This window comes from Nocardia gipuzkoensis, from assembly GCF_021183645.1.
GTDB lineage: Bacteria > Actinomycetota > Actinomycetes > Mycobacteriales > Mycobacteriaceae > Nocardia > Nocardia abscessus.
This window is the reverse complement of record NZ_CP089225.1, coordinates 5,603,135-5,623,541: the sequence shown is the minus strand read 5'-3', so window position 1 is coordinate 5,623,541 and position 20,407 is coordinate 5,603,135. Positions and strand designations below refer to the sequence as shown.

23 protein-coding genes are annotated in these 20,407 nt (G+C 68.8%); 8 read left to right on the top strand and 15 right to left on the bottom strand.

Annotation, left to right across the window (positions count from 1 at the left end):
* Window positions 1-83: 83 nt before the first annotated feature.
* The 3 genes from LTT66_RS25685 to LTT66_RS25680 form a co-directional block, all read right to left on the bottom strand.
* The gene (locus tag LTT66_RS25685) at window positions 84-488 is read right to left on the bottom strand and encodes a GlcG/HbpS family heme-binding protein (protein ID WP_233060984.1); all 405 of its coding nucleotides are present in this window, start codon (window positions 486-488) and stop codon (window positions 84-86) included.
* A 100-nt stretch (window positions 489-588) separates the two neighbouring features.
* On the bottom strand, window positions 589-714 hold the full coding sequence (locus LTT66_RS37135; RefSeq protein ID WP_269821972.1) for a hypothetical protein: 126 nt from the start codon (window positions 712-714) through the stop codon (window positions 589-591).
* A 71-nt stretch (window positions 715-785) separates the two neighbouring features.
* Window positions 786-1,061: a hypothetical protein gene (locus LTT66_RS25680; protein WP_233060983.1), complete on the bottom strand. Its 276-nt coding sequence runs from the start codon at window positions 1,059-1,061 to the stop codon at window positions 786-788.
* A 292-nt stretch (window positions 1,062-1,353) separates the two neighbouring features.
* Between LTT66_RS25680 and LTT66_RS25675 the strand changes: the two genes are divergently transcribed.
* On the top strand, window positions 1,354-2,637 hold the full coding sequence (locus LTT66_RS25675; RefSeq protein WP_233060982.1) for an SGNH/GDSL hydrolase family protein: 1,284 nt from the start codon (window positions 1,354-1,356) through the stop codon (window positions 2,635-2,637).
* A 60-nt stretch (window positions 2,638-2,697) separates the two neighbouring features.
* On the opposite strand, the gene LTT66_RS25670 is transcribed toward LTT66_RS25675, so the two are convergent.
* Window positions 2,698-2,862, bottom strand: a complete 165-nt coding sequence (locus LTT66_RS25670; RefSeq protein ID WP_195064241.1) for a hypothetical protein — start codon at window positions 2,860-2,862, stop codon at window positions 2,698-2,700.
* A 228-nt stretch (window positions 2,863-3,090) separates the two neighbouring features.
* On the opposite strand from LTT66_RS25670, the gene LTT66_RS25665 reads away from it, so the two are divergent.
* A complete protein-coding gene (locus LTT66_RS25665) occupies window positions 3,091-4,623 on the top strand; it encodes an acyl-CoA synthetase (protein WP_233060981.1) in 1,533 nt (510 codons plus the stop codon).
* Window positions 4,624-4,656: 33 nt separating this feature from the next.
* Here LTT66_RS25665 and LTT66_RS25660 read toward each other — a convergent pair whose 3' ends face one another.
* Together LTT66_RS25660 and LTT66_RS25655 are read right to left on the bottom strand one after the other, a co-directional pair.
* The gene (locus LTT66_RS25660) at window positions 4,657-5,613 is read right to left on the bottom strand and encodes an alpha/beta fold hydrolase (RefSeq protein WP_233060980.1); all 957 of its coding nucleotides are present in this window, start codon (window positions 5,611-5,613) and stop codon (window positions 4,657-4,659) included.
* A 111-nt stretch (window positions 5,614-5,724) separates the two neighbouring features.
* The gene (locus LTT66_RS25655; protein ID WP_233060979.1) at window positions 5,725-6,609 is read right to left on the bottom strand and encodes a TetR family transcriptional regulator; all 885 of its coding nucleotides are present in this window, start codon (window positions 6,607-6,609) and stop codon (window positions 5,725-5,727) included.
* Window positions 6,610-6,767: 158 nt separating this feature from the next.
* Between LTT66_RS25655 and LTT66_RS25650 the strand changes: the two genes are divergently transcribed.
* From LTT66_RS25650 to LTT66_RS25640, 3 genes are all read left to right on the top strand, one after another.
* Window positions 6,768-7,970, top strand: coding sequence for an acyl-CoA dehydrogenase family protein (locus LTT66_RS25650; RefSeq protein ID WP_233060978.1), 1,203 nt, complete (start codon window positions 6,768-6,770; stop codon window positions 7,968-7,970).
* A 110-nt stretch (window positions 7,971-8,080) separates the two neighbouring features.
* Window positions 8,081-8,296 carry a hypothetical protein gene (locus tag LTT66_RS25645; RefSeq protein ID WP_233060977.1) on the top strand — a complete coding sequence of 72 codons (216 nt, stop codon included), beginning with the start codon at window positions 8,081-8,083 and terminating at the stop codon, window positions 8,294-8,296.
* A gap of 69 nt (window positions 8,297-8,365) precedes the next feature.
* Window positions 8,366-9,251 (top strand): IS5 family transposase gene (locus LTT66_RS25640; RefSeq protein ID WP_408638672.1). Its coding sequence is split into 2 segments (ribosomal slippage): window positions 8,366-8,707 and window positions 8,709-9,251, totalling 885 coding nucleotides; the frame shifts between segments, so codons are not numbered across the junction.
* Between the two features lie 113 nt (window positions 9,252-9,364).
* Here LTT66_RS25640 and mbp1 read toward each other — a convergent pair.
* Window positions 9,365-9,610, bottom strand: coding sequence for a microaggregate-binding protein 1 (gene mbp1, locus LTT66_RS25635; RefSeq protein ID WP_181720867.1), 246 nt, complete (start codon window positions 9,608-9,610; stop codon window positions 9,365-9,367).
* Window positions 9,611-9,707: 97 nt separating this feature from the next.
* Window positions 9,708-10,337 (bottom strand): hypothetical protein, encoded by a 630-nt coding sequence (locus tag LTT66_RS25630; RefSeq protein ID WP_233069537.1) that lies wholly within the window; start codon window positions 10,335-10,337, stop codon window positions 9,708-9,710.
* On the opposite strand from LTT66_RS25630, the gene LTT66_RS25625 reads away from it, so the two are divergent.
* Both LTT66_RS25625 and LTT66_RS25620 read left to right on the top strand, forming a co-directional pair.
* Entirely contained in the window at window positions 10,245-10,556 is a 312-nt protein-coding gene (locus tag LTT66_RS25625) for a DUF5134 domain-containing protein (protein ID WP_233069398.1), read from the top strand. The two genes, LTT66_RS25630 and LTT66_RS25625, sit on opposite strands and share 93 nt — an antisense overlap.
* 151 nt (window positions 10,557-10,707) lie before the next feature.
* Window positions 10,708-10,992 carry a hypothetical protein gene (locus LTT66_RS25620; RefSeq protein ID WP_233060976.1) on the top strand — a complete coding sequence of 95 codons (285 nt, stop codon included), beginning with the start codon at window positions 10,708-10,710 and terminating at the stop codon, window positions 10,990-10,992.
* A 48-nt stretch (window positions 10,993-11,040) separates the two neighbouring features.
* Here the strand turns inward: LTT66_RS25620 and LTT66_RS25615 are convergent, their stop codons facing one another.
* The 5 genes from LTT66_RS25615 to LTT66_RS25595 all read right to left on the bottom strand — a co-directional run bounded on the left by LTT66_RS25615 (window position 11,041) and on the right by LTT66_RS25595 (window position 15,360).
* Window positions 11,041-12,264 (bottom strand): NADH:flavin oxidoreductase, encoded by a 1,224-nt coding sequence (locus LTT66_RS25615; protein ID WP_233060975.1) that lies wholly within the window; start codon window positions 12,262-12,264, stop codon window positions 11,041-11,043.
* A complete protein-coding gene (locus tag LTT66_RS25610) occupies window positions 12,261-12,839 on the bottom strand; it encodes a TetR/AcrR family transcriptional regulator (protein ID WP_233060974.1) in 579 nt (192 codons plus the stop codon). The genes LTT66_RS25615 and LTT66_RS25610 overlap by 4 nt, the downstream gene beginning before the upstream one ends.
* 121 nt (window positions 12,840-12,960) lie before the next feature.
* Entirely contained in the window at window positions 12,961-13,968 is a 1,008-nt protein-coding gene (locus LTT66_RS25605; RefSeq protein ID WP_233060973.1) for an esterase/lipase family protein, read from the bottom strand.
* Window positions 13,969-14,028: 60 nt separating this feature from the next.
* Window positions 14,029-14,682, bottom strand: a complete 654-nt coding sequence (locus LTT66_RS25600) for a PadR family transcriptional regulator (RefSeq protein WP_233069397.1) — start codon at window positions 14,680-14,682, stop codon at window positions 14,029-14,031.
* Window positions 14,683-14,784: 102 nt separating this feature from the next.
* Entirely contained in the window at window positions 14,785-15,360 is a 576-nt protein-coding gene (locus tag LTT66_RS25595; protein ID WP_233060972.1) for a TetR/AcrR family transcriptional regulator, read from the bottom strand.
* A gap of 74 nt (window positions 15,361-15,434) precedes the next feature.
* On the opposite strand from LTT66_RS25595, the gene LTT66_RS25590 reads away from it, so the two are divergent.
* On the top strand, window positions 15,435-16,277 hold the full coding sequence (locus LTT66_RS25590; RefSeq protein WP_233060971.1) for an NAD(P)H-binding protein: 843 nt from the start codon (window positions 15,435-15,437) through the stop codon (window positions 16,275-16,277).
* Between the two features lie 193 nt (window positions 16,278-16,470).
* On the opposite strand, the gene LTT66_RS25585 is transcribed toward LTT66_RS25590, so the two are convergent.
* Window positions 16,471-19,068: a primosomal protein N' gene (locus LTT66_RS25585; RefSeq protein WP_233069396.1), complete on the bottom strand. Its 2,598-nt coding sequence runs from the start codon at window positions 19,066-19,068 to the stop codon at window positions 16,471-16,473.
* Window positions 19,069-19,150: 82 nt separating this feature from the next.
* Entirely contained in the window at window positions 19,151-20,362 is a 1,212-nt protein-coding gene (gene metK / locus LTT66_RS25580) for a methionine adenosyltransferase (protein WP_233060970.1), read from the bottom strand.
* Between the last annotated feature and the right edge of the window lie 45 nt (window positions 20,363-20,407).

Below are 20,407 nucleotides of genomic sequence, written 5' to 3'. Positions count from 1 at the left end.
AACGGTGAACTCGTCTCCCGGCGCATCGCCCGACGATGCGCCGGGAGGAGAATTCGTCTGGTTTCCGGGCGCTGGGAACGCGATCAGCTCAATTGGGCGACGGCCGCTGCGCCGACCTTGTGATCGATGATCGAGGAGGCCGCGCCGGATACCCCCAGCGCACCGACAACCGTTCCACGGACCCGGATGACCACACCACCGCCATTGGGCACCAGCGCGTGCGCACCCGATCGCGACGGCTCGCCGAACAGCGACTGTCCTTGCGGTGCTGGGGTCATGTGCACGGTGTCGAAACCCAGCGCAACGGCCGCGTCCGCCTTGTGTTTCGCGACCTCGTTCGCATGCGGGGGTGCACCGTCCATACGCGCACTGGCCACCAGACTCCCGCCGGCTTCCACGACTGCAAGACAGACGGACGCACCGAGTTCGGTCGCCGCCTTACGAGCCGCAGCAATCACCGAGTCGGCCTGGTCGAGCGAGATCGCCATAGGAGCATTGTCTCCCAGAAGCATTTGGGCTGGCTCCTGCCGCCGTACAGCACCGACCCCGACGGGGCGTGTCGGACCTCACCGAATCGGGGAGCGGCCATCAGCCGGCCGCGCTTCGCTGGGCGTTGAGGCCTGCGGTCAGCGTGGTCGCACGGTCCGGGGTGTACCCGGCGGCGTTCAGCGTGGCGCTGTCGGCGGCGATGCGGCGCAGCAGCGCCGATGGCACCCCTGCCTGGAGTTACCGCTGTGCGTGGTCCCCGCCACGCCGTGGTCCGTGGCTCGAAGGTCGGTCGCCCGCTATTTCCAGGGGCGAACGACGCCGAATTGGACCAGCTCGCCGTATGTTTCGGGTCGCACGGGGCTCAGGGCGAGGTCGAGCAGCGCTTTCGCCGCCTGGGCAGGGCTCTGCGCCTGGTTCATGTTGTCGAACCAGGGCCGGGAGGCGTCGGTGTCGACCAGGCCGGGGCAGACGGCCGCGATGAGCGTACCGGCGGCAGAGCTGTCCGCGAAGTACCATGCGGCCCAACCGCATCGGGCCACCGCGCCCGGATCAATCCGGCCGCTTTCGGCCAATGCAGAAGATGAGTGTTTCGGACAATGATCTGAGCCTCGTACCCATGTCCGCACTCACAGATGGTCCGTAAATTCAGCTTCCGAGCAACGACTATCGAACGGAGTTCGACATGGGGATCGCTCCCTGCGGCGCCGCCGGACGCACCGGCGGCCGCCGCACTGCAGAATCGGTTCGACCGGGTATCCGCCCGGTTCTCGCCGGACCGGACGGCGACCGACCGAGGTCGATCGCCGAGGGCACCGGCTCGGAGATCGGGATCGCAACGCTCGGCGACTACGGAGTCTCCGGTCGATGAGCCCGCGAAATAGGCGAGCCGCCGTGGTGTCGGCAGTGGCGGCGTTGCTCCTGGTCGTCACCGGTACAGCGCTGTATGCCGGCGACCGATCGCAGCAGCGCGAGATATGGCTCGGCAGTTGGTCCGCCGCGCAGATGGCCGCCGCCGATGTGGCGGGGCCCAATTGGTCGACGAAGGGCTTTGTCGACCAGACCATCCGCCAGACCGTGCGTCCGACCCTCGCAGGCGAATCCGTGCGGATCACGCTGTCCAATCTCTTCGGCGATCGGCCGTTGCGGATAGCGGCGGCCACGATCGCGCGCAGCGCTGAACGGGCGGCGGTGCATCCGGGCACTGTGCGGCCACTCTCTTTCGACAGTGCGCCGGGCGCGGTGATTCCGCAAGGCGCCGAGCTCACCTCCGACGCCACCGATTTCCCGTTCTCCGCGCGGCAGTCGATGACCGTGACCCTCTACCTGAGCGAGGTAACCGGGCCGGCCACCTTCCACTTCCTCGGCAACGCCACCACATACCGCGCGGGCGGCGATCACAGCGCCGATACCTTCGGTGCGGCGTTCACCGAGTCCGACGACTCGTGGTACTACTTGGCCGACGTCGAAGTCCGGGGCGCACCGAACCGCGACGGCGTGGTTGCCTTCGGCGACTCCATCACCGACGGCGCGGGCGCCGGAACCGACGCGGACAACCGATACCCCGATGCCCTGGCCGATCGACTAGCCGTCGACGCCGCGCCCCGAGCCGTGCTCAACACCGGAATCGGTGGAAACCGGATCGTGTCGGACTCCGATTACCTGGGCCAACGCGCGGCCACCCGATTCCGCCGAGATGTGCTCGACAAGGACGGAATCGGCACTGTGATCCTGCTCTCGGGCATCAACGACATCGGGGCCAGTGAACTCTCCGAACTGTGGCTGCGACCGAATCCAGAGGTCTCCGCCGACCAGCTGATCGCCGAATATCGGCTCCTCATCCGGATGGCGCATGCGGAGGGCCTGCGCGTCATCGGCGGCACCCTGCTTCCCTATCGCGGAGCCCCGTACTACAGCGAACGCGGCGAACGGGTCCGGGACGCGGTCAACTCCTGGATACGAAGCTCCGGCGAGTTCGACGCCGTCATCGACTTCGAGCGCGCACTCGCGAACCCCTCGGACCCGGACGTCCTCGCCACGCCGTTCGACAGCGGAGACCACCTGCATCCCAATCCCGCCGGGTATTCCGTGATGGCCGATGCCGCCGCGCGCGTGCTGAACGAGATGGACCACCAAGCCGCATCCAGGTAACCGACTTCCTCGCCGGATGACGAACGTGGACCTCCGACCGCCCAGTGGGTGAGCGCGGAATCAGTCCGGCGGCTCTTGCGGCTCGTCATCCGCGGAGGCGAGTTCCGGCGCGACTTCCCGGGTCGCCATCCCACCGTGGCCGCCCTGATCGGTCGGGCCCGGTGCGACGCCTTTCGGCCGCTCTGTGTCCTTTTCGTCTTCGTCGGGGTCTTGTCCGCGTGGCATGGCAGCCCTCCTTGGTTGTCGGATCGGCCTACCCGGGTGGACCCGTTTCAATCCCGGGCGACCACGCTTTGCCGAATAGACCAGAACCGCCGTTCACTTTCAGCTATCGTTCGGTGGCAGAGCAACCGCTCGACGGGAGACCAGGGATGCCGGCGCGGCCGTGGGTCCGGGAGCCCGCGCACGACGGGCGGTCGAGCATCGACCGCTGGAGTTCCACCGAGGAGCCGCATGTACCCCGGCGCACACATCGACCGATTCCCCGAAAAAGCAGCGGTTGTTCTCGCCGAGAGCGGCGAAGTGCTGACCTACCGGGAACTGGAGGAGAATTCGGTTCGGCTCGCCCGGCACCTGCACGACGCGGGGCTGCGCAAGGGCGATCACGTCGCGCTGCTGTCCGGAAACGACCCGAAGGTCTACGAGGTCTATTGGGCGGCGTTGCGAACCGGGCTTTACATCACCGCGGTCAACCGGCACCTGTCGCCGAGCGAGATCAGCTACATCGTGAACGACTGCGGAGCGCGGGCCTTGATCGTATCGGCCGCTCTCGCCGACGCCGCAGAGCAGATCGTCGCGCAAACCCCGGCGGTCGACATCCGCCTGGCCTTCGGCGGCCACGTGCCGGGATACAAGTCCTACGAGGACGCCCAGGCGGCAGCGTCTCCCGAACCCCTGCCGGACCAGCCGCGCGGTGCGGACATGCTCTACTCCTCCGGTACCACCGGCCGTCCCAAGGGCATCGAGCAGCCGCTGCCGGACCGGCAGGTGGGCGACGCACCCGGCGACACCTACACCGCGATCTTCGGCCCGCTCTACGGATTCGACACCGAGACCGTCTACCTGTCTCCCGCCCCGCTCTATCACGCCGCGCCGCTGCGCTTCGGCGGCGTGGTCCACGCGCTCGGCGGAACGCTCGTGGTGATGGAGAAGTTCGACGCCGAACAGGCCTTGGCCGCGATCGAGCGCTACCGCGTGACGCACAGCCAGTGGGTGCCGACCATGTTCGTCCGGATGCTGAAACTCGACGGGGCCGTCCGCGCCCGCTACGACGTGTCCAGCCTCCGGGTCGCCGTGCACGCGGCCGCCCCGTGCCCCGTCGACGTGAAGCGGGCGATGATCGACTGGTGGGGCCCGATCCTGCACGAGTACTACGCCTCGACCGAGGCCAACGGTGCGACCTTCATCGACAGCGACCAGTGGTTGCGCAAGCCTGGCTCGGTCGGCAAGGCCGGTCTGGGAACGATCCGCGTGTGCGGCGACGACGGCGCGGAACTTCCCACCGGCGAGATCGGCACCATCTACTTCGAACGCGACGAGGTTCCCTTCGCCTATCACAACGATCCCGCGAAGACGGCCGACGCGGTCCACCCCGACCACCCGACCTGGACCACCACCGGCGACATCGGCTATGCCGACGAGGAAGGCTACCTGTTCCTCACCGACCGCAAAGCCTTCATGATCATCTCCGGTGGCGTGAACATCTATCCGCAGGAGGTCGAGGACGCGCTCGCCCTGCACCCGAAGGTGCTGGACGTGGCCGTGATCGGCGTGCCCGACGAGGAGATGGGTGAATCCGTCAAGGCCGTCGTCCAGCCCGCGCCGGGCGCCGCGCCCGGCCCCGCGCTCGCCGACGAACTGCGCGACTATCTGCGCGACCGTATCGCGCACTACAAGGTGCCCAGGAGTTTCGACTTCGCCGACGACCTGCCGCGAACCCCCACCGGCAAACTGGTGAAGGGCAAACTCCGACAACGTTACGTGTGACCGCGAGGTCGGCGGCGACTGTGTTCGAGCGGGTTACGCGACGAGCGTGAGCTGTGCGGCTCCGACCCGACCGGTATCGGCCGCTCGCGTCGTCAGGCGGGCGATGGCGTCGGCCACCTGGCCGGGCTGCTCGAGAATCACCGAGTGACCGGCGCCGTCGACCATCACGAAGTCGGAGTACTCGACGGCCGCGGCCATGGTGACGGAATGCGACGGCGGCGTCATCAAGTCAGCGGAGCCGCACAGCACCAGCGTGGGGATCCGCGAAAGAACGGCGAGCGCGTCGGTCCGGTCGTAGACCATGAAGTCGCTCAGGAAGGTCGCCATGGTGACGATCGGCGTCTCGTTGCGCATCGCGTTGGCCAGCGCGAGCACCCGCGCGCTGACCTTGCGGTCGCCGAATTCCGCCGTACGGATAACCGGGGCGAAGAGTCTGCAGGCCACGAGCTTCGCGTGGTGCATCAGGCCCGGAGCACGACGGACGGCCGCCTGGAACGCGGAAACGACCGGGTTGCGCAGGAGGCGGCCGAAGCCGGCGTCGGCGAGCCCGCTCGCGGCGGTGGCGAGGAGCGCGACGCCGACGACACGAGTGCCGATCTCGTGCGGATACCGAGCGGCGTAGGTCAGCACGGTCATGCCGCCCATCGAGTGGCCTGCGAGGACGACCGGTCCGGTCGGGGCGACCGCGTCGAGCACGTCGCGCAGGTCGCGGCCCAACTGCTCGAGGTTGTAGGTTCGCCGGGACGCCGTGGCGGAGTCGCCGTGGCCGCGGTGGTCGTAGCAGACCACCCGGGCGCCGGGGTATCGGCGCAGCAGCGCGTCACGAACGTAGGTCCAGGACTCGGTGCGCAGGCAGTGGCCGTGCAAAAGGACGACGGTGAGGTCGGCATCGCGCGGACCGTATTCGCGTACCGCGAGAGCGACGCCGTCTTCGGTCGAGACCGTGGCACGCCGTTCCGCCACGGTGGGGATGGTGGTGAGGATCGACATGAGCGGCTCCGGATCGCTGGCGGTGATGTGTTCAACCTTCCGCCTTGTTCGCCACCGGCAGCAGGTCCCCGAGAGTGCGGGTCCCTTCCCCAAGGTGGAGCCGATCCCCACCTAGGGTGGCAGCGTGGGCTGACGCGCCGGATCGACCCCGAGCACACCGAGAGCGAAATCGCCGTACTGAGCCGCCACTTCCTCCGGGGTCGCCGGACCGGATTCGCGGAACCACTGGGGAATGGCGGTGCACATCGTGGCTATGGCGCGCCCCGCGGCGCCGGTGTCGCGGGTGGCGACGCGGCCCTCGGCGCTTGCCTCCGCGATCGCATCGTCGAGGATGGCCTGGATATCGCGGCGCGAGCGGGCGATGCGCGCGCGTTCGCCCGGGGAGAGGCTGCGCATCTCGCTGGCGCCGATGAAACCGAGCTCGCGGCGGTGGGTATGGAACAGGGCCAGGGCTTCGACGATCAGGCGCACCCGATGGATGCTGTCGCGGCCCTCGGCGCGGGCAGCCCGCACTCGCCAGTGCAGTTCGTCCATGGTCAGGTCGAGGATGCGGACCAGTAGGTCGTGCTTGTCGCGGTAGTGGTGGTAGAGGCCGGGCACACTGGTGCCCGCCCGCCGGGCGAGGGCGCGCACGGTCGTCCCGTGATAGCCGATCTCGACGAAAGAGGCGAGGGCGGCGGCCAGCACCGGATCGACATCCAACGGCGCGAATTCGCGCCAAGCGCCCCGCGCGCCGGGAACGGTGCCGACCGGGCGGGAGATCGGGCCGGCCGGGGCAGAAGTGACGCCGAGCAACTGGGCGACGGGCACGCCGAGGACATCGGACAGACGGGTGAGCCGGGCGATCGAGATTCCGGTCTTTCCGGTCTCCACGGCGCTGAGGGTCGCGGGGCTCACCTCGAGCCGCCGGGCCACTTCGCGCAGCGACAGGCCGGTCGCCCGGCGCGCACGGCGGATCGCCGCGTGTGGTGCGGCGTTCTCCGCCTCATTTCGCATAGCGTTCAGAATAACTGAACAACACGTGACCGCAGCGGTCCGAGAAGTACCGCTGCATGCATGCTTTTTGACAGCCGTCGAGCCCGGTGGGACAGTGTCCAGATGGAGCGATCGTTCGGTTACGCGAACAGGCTCCGGATATCGAGGAGGACTACGCGATGCCGATCGATCTGACCTATTCCGAGGAAGTCCGGGCGCTGACCGACCGCACCCGCGCATTCGTGCGGGAGACGGTGCTGCCGATCGAGGACGAATACCACGGCGACATCACCGCCGCGGGTGGCGACGGACTGCGTGCCGCGCTGAACAAGCAGGCGCGCGATGCCGGAGTCTTCGCACCGCACGCTCCCGTGGAGTACGGCGGTCACGGACTGTCGATGTCGGATCGCGCGCCGGTATTCGAGGAGGCGGGTTACTCACTGTTCGGGCCGACGGCGCTCAATATCGCGGCGCCGGACGAGGGCAACGTCCACATGCTCGCCCACATCGCCGACCCGGAGCAAAAGTCCCGCTATCTGGAGCCGCTCGCCCGTGGCGATGTGCGCTCGGCCTTCGCGATGACCGAGCCCGCGCCCGGCGCCGGCTCCGACCCGGCGGCGCTGGCCACCCACGCCGCCCGAGTGGACGGCGGCTGGCGGATCAACGGCCACAAGCACTTCATCACCGGCGCCGAGGGCGCGGGCTTCTTCATCGTGATGGCCCGAACCTCCGGCGAACCGGGGCAGCGCGGCGGCGCGACCATGTTCCTGGCGCCCGCCGACACGCCCGGCCTGCGCGTGGGCAGGCACATCGGCACGCTGGACCGGGCCATGATCGGCGGCCATTGCGAGGTCTTCTTCGAGGACATGTTCGTCCCCGACGAGGCGGTGCTCGGCGCGGTCGATCGCGGTTTCGAATACGCCCAGGTCAGGCTGGGCCCGGCCCGGATGACACACGTCATGCGGTGGCTGGGCGCGGCGCGGCGCGGGCACGACATCGCCGTCGAGCGGGCCGCCGAGCGCGAAGGCTTCGGTGCGCGCATCGGTGATCTGGGCATGGCGCAGAAGATGATCGCCGACAACGAGATCGATATCGCCGCCACGCGGGCGCTGCTGGTGCGCGCCTGCTGGGAACTGGACAACGGGGAGCATGCGGGCAACGCCACGTCCATAGCGAAGACATTCGCCGCCGAGGCGATCTTCCGCATCGTCGACCGCAGCATTCAGCTGTGCGGCGGGCTCGGCGTCTCCGACGACCTCCCGCTGGCACGCCTTTCTCGTGAAGTGCGGCCGTTCCGCATCTACGACGGCCCCTCCGAGGTGCACCGCTGGGCCATCGCCAAACGTGCGGTGAGCGCCGCCCGCCGGGCAGCCCGGGACTGATCGGCCTCAGCCTTCCCGCCCCAACTCAGCCGCGCCATTGCCGGTATTCGGCAAACGAGCCCCTTCGTTGCCGATGGGTCCACGATGGTGGAGAGGGAAAGGAGAGTCGTATGTCAGCGCATGATCGCCAATACCTCATCCTTTTGGATCCGGGAAAGCTCGGCGGCGACGCCGTTCGGACCGAGTTCTTCGATTGGCTGCGGACGACCGGCGGCAGAGTCGTCCAAGACGGCGGCGCCAATCGAGTAGTCATCACTTCCGCGCCGGAGATCGCCGAACGGCTCACGGGCCTCGACTACGTGCTCACCGTCGAGCCGTACGCCTAGGGGGTGTCCTCAAAGTTGCTGCGGCGGATCTGCTTTGTGGCCGGTGGTGTTCTGTTTTGATGTCGCGTTGTGGTGCGCAGGCATGAGTTGACTGATGAGCAGTGGCAGGTCGTGGCGGGGTTGCTGCCGGTGTCGGGGGCTAAGGGCCGCCCCAGGGTGGATGATCGGCGGGTTGTCAACGGCATGTTGTACAAGGCCAAGACCGGGATCGCTTGGCGGGACCTGCCGCAGCGGTACGGGCCGTGGAAGACCGTCTACAACCGGTTCTGGCGGTGGTCGCGCAACGGGACCTTGGCGCTGCTGGTGGCGCGGGTTCGGGTGGTCGCCGAAGCGGTCGCCGAGCTGGATCGGGAGGTGTCGGTGGACTCGACGATCGTGCGCGCGCATCAGCACGCCGCCGGTGCCTGCCGCGGTCGGGTGGTCCATACCGGCGGAGACCGGGTTCTACCCCGAGGCAGGCGACGAGCCCGCTGACCACGCGATCGGCCGTTCCCGTGGTGGACCGACGACGAAGATCCACCTGGCCTGTGACGGGCTGGGGCGGCCGTTGTCGGTCGTGCTGACCGGCGGCAATGTCAACGACTGCACCGTGTTCACTCGAGTGCTGGCCGGTATCCGTATGCCACGCCCCGGGCGGGGCCGGCCGTGGACACGGCCACGTCGGGTGCTGGCCGACAAGGGCTACTCTTCACGAGCGATCCGGGAGCATCTGCGCAGACGCGGGATCGCTGCGACGATTCCCGAACGTGCCGATCAGCAGGCCCACCGCCGTCGTCGCGGCCCGGCTGGTGGTCGCCCGCCGAGTTTCGACCCGGTCGCTTACCGGCGCCGCAACGTGGTCGAGCGTTGCTTCAACCGGCTCAAGCAATATCGGGCCATCGCCACCCGATACGACAAAACCGCAACCTCTTACCGCGGCATGCTCGACCTGGCCACCCTGCTCATATGGCTTTGAGGACACTTCCTAGCCCCGCCGGGTCGTGGCGGCGGCTCCGGCAATGACGATCCGCCGCCGCCAGCGGAGCTGACGGCGGCGGTGTCGGCAGCCCGGCGAACCGGGCGGGTGGATTACCGTCCGTGCTGATGCGAGGACTGGCGGGCCTCGTCGACGTCCGCCTCGGCCCTGGCCTTCTCCGCCGCGGCTTCCTTGCTGGCCGCCTCGCGCTGTGATTCCGCCTTGTCCTGCTGCGCGCGACCCTCGTCCTTCAGGCCCTCTTTACCGGTGAGGGTACCGGCCGCTTCCTTCACCTTGCCCTTGGCATCTTCGACGACGCCTTCGACGCCTTCCCGGGCACCGCTTCCATGTTCAGCCATAACAACCTCCTGGAATATCGGAACAAGCTGACATCTCGTCGCATACCCGGGAGACCGGCCTCGAACCGTCCCCGGCGAGAAAGTTCGGATCCGGGGCTCAGCGCAGCGGGGTGCTCTCGCTCGGACCCTGCCGATACCGTGTCATCGTGAGCCGCTGCTCGCGGTCGTTGTACTCCGGAATCGGCAACGGGAACCAGTAGCTGCCATCGAGCCAGGCCTGGCCGAGCAGCGGCACCGGCTTCCGCAGGATGTTGACGCCCTTGCCGTGCGGCGGGCTGCCGAACGCTCCCACCGGCGCGCCGTCGATGAAGAACTCGACACGTTCCCCGGTGAGACGCACGGCGTAGGCGTGATCGTCCGACAGCAGTGCCGGGTCCAGCGGCGTGATCCGCGGGACCAGCTCGCCGCCGCGTTTGACCATCAGGAAGAAGCCGCGGGGCAGATCCTGACCGAGGACGTTGACGATCGGCCGGGTGAGTTCGCTTGCGTCGCCGACGAATCCGTGCGAGCCGTGGTACATGAACCAGGCGATCCCGAGTCCTAGTGGATCGATGGAGCGGTTCGAGACGCCCCAGCCCGCGGTGCCGTTGTGGGTCGTCAGATCGGGCGCGCCCTTGATGTCGATGGTCATCGTCTGGCCGGGTTCGAACACCGGCTTGGCGAGGACCTCGGAGTTGTTGTAGGGAAACACACGACTCTCGGGTCCCCCGCTGGGCACGCCCACCATGCGGCCACCGACCATACGGCGGATCTGCCGTACCCGATGCTCGGCTGGTTTCTCGCGGGCGTGTTCCTCCTCGACGCGGTGGTCGCCGCCGCGGCCGTGATCCGCCCGCCCGGCGGCCTCGAGTCGACCCGCCGCCGCCTCGTTGTCACGGTGTTCCCGCATCTGGCCATGGACGTCGCGATGACGGCGATGCTCGTCGCAAGCCTGACCTCACGCTGAACCTCGGGCGGCGCCGATAGAAAAGTCCGATCGCGCGCGAGATCCGACTCCCGTCTTCTGGCATCGAAGCTCCGCGCGTGTCTGAATATCTTCTGCCGCTTGCGGTTTCGAGCGACATGATGCGCGGACACATGAGGACGACCAGGAGAAGATGAGCCGGCCCACGATAAGCCCGACCGTCGCGGCGCGCGAGTTCGTGTCCGCCTGCCAGACGCTGACCAGCCTGATCGAGCTCGCCGGGCACCCCGCGACCTCCCCGCGCCTGCGGGTGACCTTGGCCGAGTACTGCCGCGCGCACGCCACGGCCGACCCCGGGCTGGCGGCGAGCCTGTCCTCCTGGAAGCAGCGCCGGGCGTCGCTGACCCCGAACGACTACGAGGCGATCCGTCTCGTCCTCGCCCGGGACGGCGCCATCCTGCGCGCGGTGCGCCACTGATCGCAGCCGCAGCCGCTCACAGGTTCCCCGGCTCGATCGCCGGGCCGATCATGCCTTTTCGTCGGCGCCGCCCACACCCGACAATGTGAGCTCCACGGGTTCGCGCGGCTGACCGGGATGGAACACACAGCGGGTACAGGTGTAGATCGTGGGCATGCATTCGTTGCAGTGCACACAGGCCGACCGGGTGGAGGCGTCGGATCGGATGCGCTGCAGGAGATTCGGCTCCCGCAGCAGCGCACGACCCATCGCGACGAACTCGAAGCCTTCCGCCATCGCGAGCCGCATGGTGTCCAGGTTGGTGATGCCGCCGAGCAGAATCAGCGGCATCGACAGTTCGCGCCGGAAGTGGCGCGCGCGCTCGAGCAGATACGCCTCCCGGTACGGATACTCCTTCAGGAACGCCTTGCCCACCACGCGAAAACCCCAGCGCGCCGGTACCGGAAGAACGTCGGCGAACGACTTCCGCGGTGCGTCGCCGTGGAACAGCAGCATCGGGTTGAGCAGTGAACTGCCCGCCGTCAGCTCCAGCGCGTCCAGCGTTCCGTCGGCTTCCAGCCAGGCGGCGACCTGCAGCGACTCGGGCACCGTGAGCCCGCCGCGCACGCCGTCTTCCATGTTCAGCTTGGCGATCACCGCCAGACGGCCACCCACGGCTCGGCGCACGGCCGCGGCGATCTCGCGCGCCAACCGTGCCCGGTTGGCCAAGGTGCCGCCGAACCGGTCTTTGCGGCGGTTCAGTTTGGCGCTCAGAAAGGAGCTGACCAGGTAGTTGTGCCCGAAGTGGATCTCGACCGCATCGAAGCCGGCCTGTTCGGCCAGCTTCGCCGCGTCGGCATGAGCGGCCACGAGTGCGCGGATCCCGTTGTCGTCGGGAGTTCGCGTCATGCGCATCGAGAGGGGGCTGAACATCCGGCTCGGCGCGAGCGCCGGAGCCCGGTTGGAGGCCGCGTTGGCCACCGGGCCGGCATGACCGATCTGCGCACTCACCGCGGCGCCCTCCCGGTGGACCGCGTCGGTGAGCCGCCGCAGTCCCGGCACGGCATCCGGGCGCATCCAGATCTGGTGCCGGTCGGTCCGGCCGCCGGGAGCGACCGCGCAGTACGCCACGGTCGTCATCCCGACGCCACCGGCGGCGACCTCGCGGTGGAACTCGATCAATTCGTCGGTCACCAGAGCGTCCGGCGTGCGGCCTTCGAATGTCGCGGCTTTGATCACCCGGTTGCGGAGGGTGATCGGTCCGAGCTGGGCCGGCGCGAATACGTCGTTCATCGTTTCTCTCCTGTCGGCGCGGTCAAGCCGGCCACCACGAAGTCCCGGAGGGTGGCCACCGCCTCCTGCGACATCTCTCGTTGCTCCGCACTACCGAATCGCATGATGACGAGGTCGAAGGCCAACATCCACCGCCGCCGGCTCTCGCGCTCGCTCACCCCGGGCAAAAGGCTCACCCACGAATCGATCAGGAACCAGGGCTGACGCCATTCGGTCACATGCCTGCCGAGGACGAATTGCGCCAGCAACCGCAGGTGCAACCGGCCCATCGGATCGGCCGACAACGCGACGAAGGGCTCGATCACCGCATCGACCACCTCGGTGATCGAGCCGTGCCCGCCGGTCACCGCGGACAGCCGGCTCTCCCACACGGGCCCCAGCCGCTCCTCGAGCAGTGCCGCGACAAGGGCGTCCTTCGACCCGAAGTGATAGTGCACCGCCGCCGGATTCGCGTGGGCCTCGGCGCAGATGCCGCGCACCGACACCTCGTCGTACCGCCCTTCGAGCAGCAGCCGTTCGGCAGCCGTCAGCAGACGATCACGGGTGTTCGTGGAGTCGGAGACCTGTTTCGGCATGCGCTCAGTCAACCACGTCCCTATCAATGGTTCAATCAGTGATTGAACCATTGATAGGTGTAGACCAAGACTACCGCTGCCGAGACCTCTCAGCGGCGGCCGGAGAAGGCATTGGTGGTCGTCAGGAGTTGCCCGCGATGATCACTTCGGGGATGCCGGTGCCCAACGGGACCTCCCGGCACACCGGAGCCGGACTGCCCGGATCGAGCACGGTGAGCAGCAGCTCCTGCACGAACGGGTCGTACACCATGTGGAAGTGCCCGGTGAGATCGACGGGACACAGGTCCTGCAGGGCGATGTTCCGCGCGCCCGGCCCGCGCAGCGCGATGTTCTCGAACGGCTGGATCATCTCGTCGACCCGGCTGCCGATGGTCACGTACCGCACACCGGGCACCGTGTCGCCGCCCGCGTTGAGGTCGAGCATGATCGGCGACCCCTCCGCCTGCTGCACCGCGGCGAGCGAGGTCACCGCGGCGAATGCCTGCAGGGCGCCGGGGATCGCCTGGGCGACCGGCACCAGCCCGTACATCACACCGCCGTAAGTGGGCGAAGCGAGGCCGACCCACTGGTCGACCTTGGGCGCACCGCCCAGCTTGTTGACGTAGTACCGGGTGACGTTGGCGCCCTGCGAGAAACCGACCAGGTCGACCTTGTCCGCCCGGGTCGCCGCGAGCACCTGATCGACGAACGCCCCGACCTGGTAGGCGCTGAGCACCAGATCCTCGGTGCCGTAGCTCTCCGCGCCGGGCTTGCCGCCGTAGTTCAGCGCGAAAACGCAGAATCCGGCCGCGGTCAGCCGCGGCGCGATCCCCGACCAGTCGGAATAGGCCGAGGAATCGGTCCCGTGCGCGAGCACGACCGGATGGGGATGCGCGGCGCTCGGCACGCAGGTGAAATCATTGGTCCCGCTCGGAACCGCGTTCGGGTGGCTCTTCTGATACCACGCGGCGGCCAGGTGATCGGGTTGCGGCGGCGACGCGTACATCGGCACGTCGGGCGGGCGGAACTCGACGGGCTCGGCCGAGACCACGCCCGAGCCCAGCGCGGTGGCGCCGGCGAGCACGAAGGCCAGCACAGCGCCACGCAAGTGTGAAATACCCCAGGCTCCCGACCCAGTCGACTGTCGCATATCACAATGATCGCTCCAATCGGCTCGAAATGCCCGCTCTATCGGGGTGTTTCGCCTCCCCTACTTCTCGGGGGTCTCATCCTCGGCGAGGATGCGGTAAAGGGACTTGCGGGTCTCGGTGAGCAACTCCGCCGCACGCGCCGCCTGCTGCGGGGTGCCCGCCGCCGCGACCTGGGCGACCGCGCCCATCAACTGTCCGACGAGTCCGCGCAGATCCATCGCCTGCGCCCCGACATCCTGCTGCACGTCCGCCCACGGATCGCCCAGCTCGTCCCGGTGCGCCGTGACGTACTCGGTGCCCGCCTCGGTGAGCTTGGCGGTTTTGCGTCCGGCTACCTTCTCGATGAGGACCAGACCCTCGTCCTCCAGCTGCGCCAGGGCCGGGTAGATCGATCCGGGGCTCGGCCGCCAGATGTCGTCGCTGCGTTCCCGGATCTGCTGGATCAGTTCGTATCCGTGCATGGGCCGCTCGGTGAGCAGCAGCAGCACGGCCGCCCGGACGTCGCCGCGCCTGCCACGGCCGCCCCGACCGCGTCCGCGACCGAAGTGCGGGCCGAAGCCGGGCCCGAAACCGGGACCGAAGCCCGGCCCGAATTCTGGACCGAAGCCATGACGTCCGCCCCGGCGGAAGCGCAGCCCCCGTTCGAAGCCCTCGTGATCAGGCTGCGGTCCCCGACCACGCCGTCCGAATTCTCGTTGTTCTCGGTGTTCCATCTCGGCCTCCCAAGGCTCTCGTGCTCGTTTCATGTTATCGACGATATATCGGCAATGCATCGAATGCAAGACCCGATTCGGCGGCCCGAACCCGCGGGGAGATCAGCTCGCCAGCGAGTCGATCCAGCGTGCCAGCCTCGCACCCTCGGCGACCATGAGCTCTGGATCGCGAAAAGTATTGGTGAGCAACGAGATTCCTTGATAAGCAGCAACGTAGGCGACCGCGAGCTCCCGGGCGTCGGCGCGTCCCATCGCAGCGAACTGCCGTTCGGCCCAGTTCACCAGAACGCGCATCACATCGGCAGCCGCGGTATCCAACCCGTCGCCTCGCTTGTCCAGTTCCGACGACAAGGTGCCGAACGGGCAGCCGTAACGCACCGTCTGGTCACGGTCGGCGACCCACCCCGCGATCAGCGCCTTCAGTCGCCGCGCGGGCGTCTCGTGCCGGTCGCTCGCCGCGATCACCGCCTCCAGGATGCGTGCGTGCGAGCCGATCGCCGCCTCGATGATCTGGTCTTTCGTCTTGAAGTAGTAGTAGACGTTGCCAACCGGAACGTCTGCGGCACGAGCGATGTCGGCAATCGTCGTCTTCTCCACGCCCTGTTGGTAGAACACCCGCACGGCGGCTTCGACCAACCGCTCCCGTTTGCCCGCCCTGGTCCCCACTGAGTCAGTCACACAACTAACTGTAGACAGCAGGCGCACGAGCGGCTAGATTACTTTTTAGTCAGTCAACTAACTGAGGAGCGACAATGATCGTGGTCACCGGAGCCACCGGAAATATCGGCGCACCGCTGGTGCGCTTGCTGGCGGACGCAGGCGAGGAGGTGACGGCCGTCGCCCGGCATGCGGACCTCTCATTGCCCGAGGGAGTCCGATCGGTCCGTGCCGATCTGGGCGAGCCCGAGAGCCTCTCCCCCGCTTTCGCGGGCGCCGACACCCTGTTCCTCTTGATCACCGGCGAGCAGTTGGTGGCGGGCCCGGAACCCGAGCAGGTACTGAAGACCGCCGCCGCGGGGGGCATACGCCGAGTGGTCTTCGTGTCCTCGCAAGGCGTGGCGACGCGGCCCGACGCGGCGGGCTACGCCCGGCTCATCGCCTACGAACTGGCGATCAGGGATTCCGGGCTGGAGTGGACCTTCCTTCGGCCTGCCGGGTTCTTCTCCAACACCTACGCGTGGACGGAGTCGGTGCGCACGCAACGTATGGTCGCCGCGCCGTTCGGCGACATCGGCCTCCCCTCGATCGATCCGGCCGACATCGCCGCCGTCGCGGCGACCGCGTTGCGCGACGACCGGCATGCCGCACAGGTCTACACCCTGACCGGTCCCGAACTCGCCACGCCACGAGCGCAGGCCGAGGCACTCGGCACGGCACTCGGCGAACCGCTGCGATTCGTGGAACTGACTCGGGCACAAGCTCATTCGGCAATGACCCAGTTCATGCCCGAGCCGGTGGTCGAGCATACGCTGACGATCCTCGGCGAGCCGACACCCGCCGAACAGCTGATCAGCCCCGATGTGCCCCGCGTGCTCGGGCGGCCCGCGACGAAGTACGCCGATTGGGCCGTCCGCAATCGAGCGGCCTTCGCCTGACGCTCGCGAAAGGCGCCGGGCCGCGGGTGGAGAGTTGTCGGCGACTTCATCGTCTCCTCCCCTCGATGGCATCGACAGGGGCCGACAGTGGCACGCTTTCTGCCCGTGAGCGGCCGCCGACCCGCTCGTCGGCGACCCGCGGCCGAAACTCCTGGCGAGCAGGCGCCATCGAAGCTTGCGCGCGCCGGGCCCGTCAGCCGATGTCGACCGGGTCGATCTGGACGCGAAGCGGGGCATCGGAGCGGTGTGTGCTGCGGACCGCTTGAGCGGCGCGCAGGGCACGCGCGAGCGCTGCCCCGGAACGACGCTCGACCCGCAGCAGCAGACGTTCGACTTCGGCGGGCGAATCGCCGGAGGAGAACGGCTTGCGGGCGCCGTCCGGCAGTGGCACCGGTCCGAGGCGGTCGACGGTATCGGGCAGGTCCGCCGCCGAGAGCAGTTCGGCGATGGTGTCGGCGGTGCCGTCGATCGCGGCGAGGCGGACCGCGGGCGGGAACCCGACCTCGGCGCGAGCCGCGACCTCGGCACGCGCCGCGCCCACCGGATCCCACCGGACCAGCGCCTGCACGGTGGGAATCGACGGCTCGGCCACCACGATGACCTGGCCGTGCGCACGGACCAGCGCCGCGGCCGCCATCCAGCGGCGCAGCGCGTCCTCGGCGGCCCGCAGGTCGGCACGACCGAGCAGCGCCCAGCCGTCGAGCAACAGCGCGACGCCGTAGCCGCCGGGAACCACCGGTTCGGCGCCGACCGTCGAGACGACCACTTGGGGGCCCGGCTCCACGGTGTCGAGCACCGCGCCGCCGCCGGAACCACGGATCGGCACGCCGGGAAAGGCGCGCCCCAGCTCCTCCGCCGTGCGCGCCGCACCGATCACCACGGCACGCAGCGCGCGCGACCCGCAGGTGGTGCAGCGGAACGCGGCCTCGGTGATCCCGCACCAACGACAAGCGGGACTCTGCGCGGCGGCGCCGGATTCGGTCGCCGATCCCCGCGACCCGCGGGCTTCCGGCAGCGCGAGAGGTCCGTTGCAGTGCCTGCACCGGGCCGGAGTGCGGCATTTCCCGCAAGCCAGCGCGGGAATGTAGCCACGGCGCGGCACCTGCACCAGCACCGGCGCGCCCTCCTTCAGGGCGGCACGAGCGGCGGCGAAGGCGACGCCGGGAATCCGCACGGCGCGCGCGACCGGATCCCGTTCCAGGGCGATGTCGCTGTCGCCGGGCGCACTGATCCGGGGCGCGGCCTTGCGCAGCACGGCGCGGTCGGCCACCAGGTCGTGCGCCCAGCCGGAATCCACCACGGCCTGGATCTCGGCGGTGCGCGCGAAGCCGGCCGCGACGAACGCCGCGCCCGTCTCGTGGGCACGCAACATCGCGACCTCACGGGTGTGCGGATACGGCGCGCGTGGTTCGGCGTACGTGTCGTCGCCGTCGTCCCAGAGCGCGATCAGACCGAGATCAACCGCCGGGGCGAACACCGCGCTGCGCGTGCCGACCACCACCCGCGCCGATCCGCGCAGCACCGCGAGCCAGCGGCGGTACCTGGCGGCGGGCCCCAGACCGGCGGCGAGCCCGACGGCCGAGTCCCCTACCAGCCGTACACATTCCGCCAGTACCCGGTCGAGATCGCGTTGGTCGGGCACCATGAGGATCGCGCTACGCCCTTGCCCGGCCACCACGGCGGCGAGTTCGGCCAACCGCCGGGGCCAGTCCTCGCCGGGCAGCGCCTGCCAGGCCGCGCGAGCACCTTTCCCCTGTGCGAGAGCGGCGACGAAGGCCGCGCCGTGCACATAGCGCTCCCAGGCAGTGAAATCCATGTCCAGGGCGGAGCGCGCCTGCGGAAACGGCGAGTCACCCCCAGCGGCCCGGTCCGCGGCGGCAGCGTCCGCGTCTTGCTCGGTGTCGATTCGTTCGCCGACCTGACGTGATTCCCCCGGCTCCGAGGGCGACCCGGCATCGGGCTCGTCGCTGACCGATTCCGAAGGGTGCGGCTGCCCGTTCGCCGGGCTCGTAGCACTCGGTTCCCTCGCTCCGATGACTCCGTCATCCGGCATGTGCGGCTGCCGACTCGCGGGGCCATCACTTGCTTCCCCGGCTCCGGCGGCTCCGCCATCCGGCGTGCGCGACTTCCCACTCGCCGGACCAGCACTTGACTCCCCGGCTCCGGCGGCTCCACCATTCGGCGTGTGTGATTGCCCACTCGCCGGGCTATCACTTGGCTCCCCGGCTCCGGCTACTCCGCCATCCGGCGGCACCGGTCCACCACCGCCTTCCGCCGAATCACCTTCCATAGCAACGGAATCCGAGAGTCGCGAACCGAAAGACGTTGGATCGCCGCCGCGTGCGATCGGCATATCGTCCGTGCGCCCGTCGGGCGGCACCGAGGAAACAGCAGCCGGAACCACGGGCTCGGCGGAAACAGTCTGGGCGGCAGTGGGTTTCTTGCCACCGGTTTCGGTGCGGGCATGACGTGGGGGGATGGCCAGGCGCAGGACATCGGCGCGGGTGCCCGCGTACCGATCGGCCACCGCGCCGGCCAGCTCGAGGATCTCGGGCGTCAGCACGCGTTCGCCGGAGACGACCCTTTCGAGCTTGACCAGCTTGCCCCCGTGGTCGGTGTGCGCCGATCGCGCGAGCAGATAACCGTCGACCAGGCGGCCCGCGAAACGGACCCGTACCCGGACCCCGGGCTGGGCGATGTCGTCCAGCTCGGGGGGCACCACGTAGTCGAAGTCGCGGTCGAGGTGCGCCGGCGACAGCAACGGGAGTACCCGGGCAATCGGCAACCGCACAGCCGCGGGACCCGCGGACGGACCGTCCGCCTCGATGGCGGGGATGTCCGCCGCGGGTTCGTTCACTCGGACCTGATCGCGGTCAGAGTCCGATGGCCGCGCGCAGCTTGTCCGCGCGGTCGGTGTGCTCCCAGGGCAGGTCGACGTCGGTGCGGCCGAAGTGGCCGTACGCGGCGGTCGGGGCGTAGATCGGGCGCAGCAGGTCCAGGTCGCGGATGATCGCGCCGGGACGCAGGTCGAAGACCTCGGCGATCGCGGTGGAGATGCGCGCCGGGTCGACCTTCTCGGTGCCGAAGGTCTCGACGAACAAGCCGACCGGCGCGGCCTTGCCGATCGCGTAGGCCACCTGGACCTCCACCCGCTCGGCCAGATCGGCCGCGACCACGTTCTTCGCGACCCAGCGCATGGCGTAGGCGGCCGAACGGTCCACCTTCGACGGGTCCTTGCCGGAGAAGGCGCCGCCACCGTGGCGGGCCATGCCGCCGTAGGTGTCGACGATGATCTTGCGGCCGGTCAGGCCCGCGTCGCCCATCGGGCCGCCGAGCACGAACTTGCCGGTGGGGTTGACCAGCAGGCGGATGTTCGAGGTGTCCAGCGTGGGCACCTCCAGGTCGGCGAGCACCGCGTCGAGAACCTTTTCGCGGATGTCGGGCGCGAGCAGGTTGTCCAAGTCGATGTCGGCGGCGTGCTGGGTGGAGATGACGACCGTGTCGAGCCGCACCGGGCGGTCGCCCTCGTACTCGATGGTGACCTGGGTCTTGCCGTCCGGGCGCAGGTAGGGCAGCACACCGGACTTACGCACCTCGGTCAAGCGGCGCGACAACCGGTGCGCGAGCGCGATCGGCAGCGGCATCAGTTCAGGGGTGTCCTTGGTGGCGTAGCCGAACATCAAGCCCTGGTCGCCCGCGCCCTGGCGCTCGATCTCGTCGTCGGAGCCGCCGACGCGTGCCTCGTGCGAGGTGTCCACACCCTGCGCGATATCCGGCGACTGCGCGCCGATCGCGATATTCACACCGCACGAATTTCCGTCGAATCCCTTTGCGGAAGAGTCATATCCGATTTCCAGGACCTTTTCCCGGACAATTCGCGGAATATCGGCATACGCCGACGTGGTGACCTCGCCGGCGACATGGACCTGGCCCGTCGTCACGAGGGTTTCCACCGCGACCCGGCTGCGCGGATCTTCCGCGAGCAATGCGTCGAGAATGGAATCGCTGATGGCATCACAGATTTTATCCGGATGACCTTCGGTCACGGACTCACTGGTGAAAAGCCGGCTCCCGGACGTGCGCACAGTTCTTCCCTCTCCCTCAACGGGTTACTCGTATCGGGTTGCGAC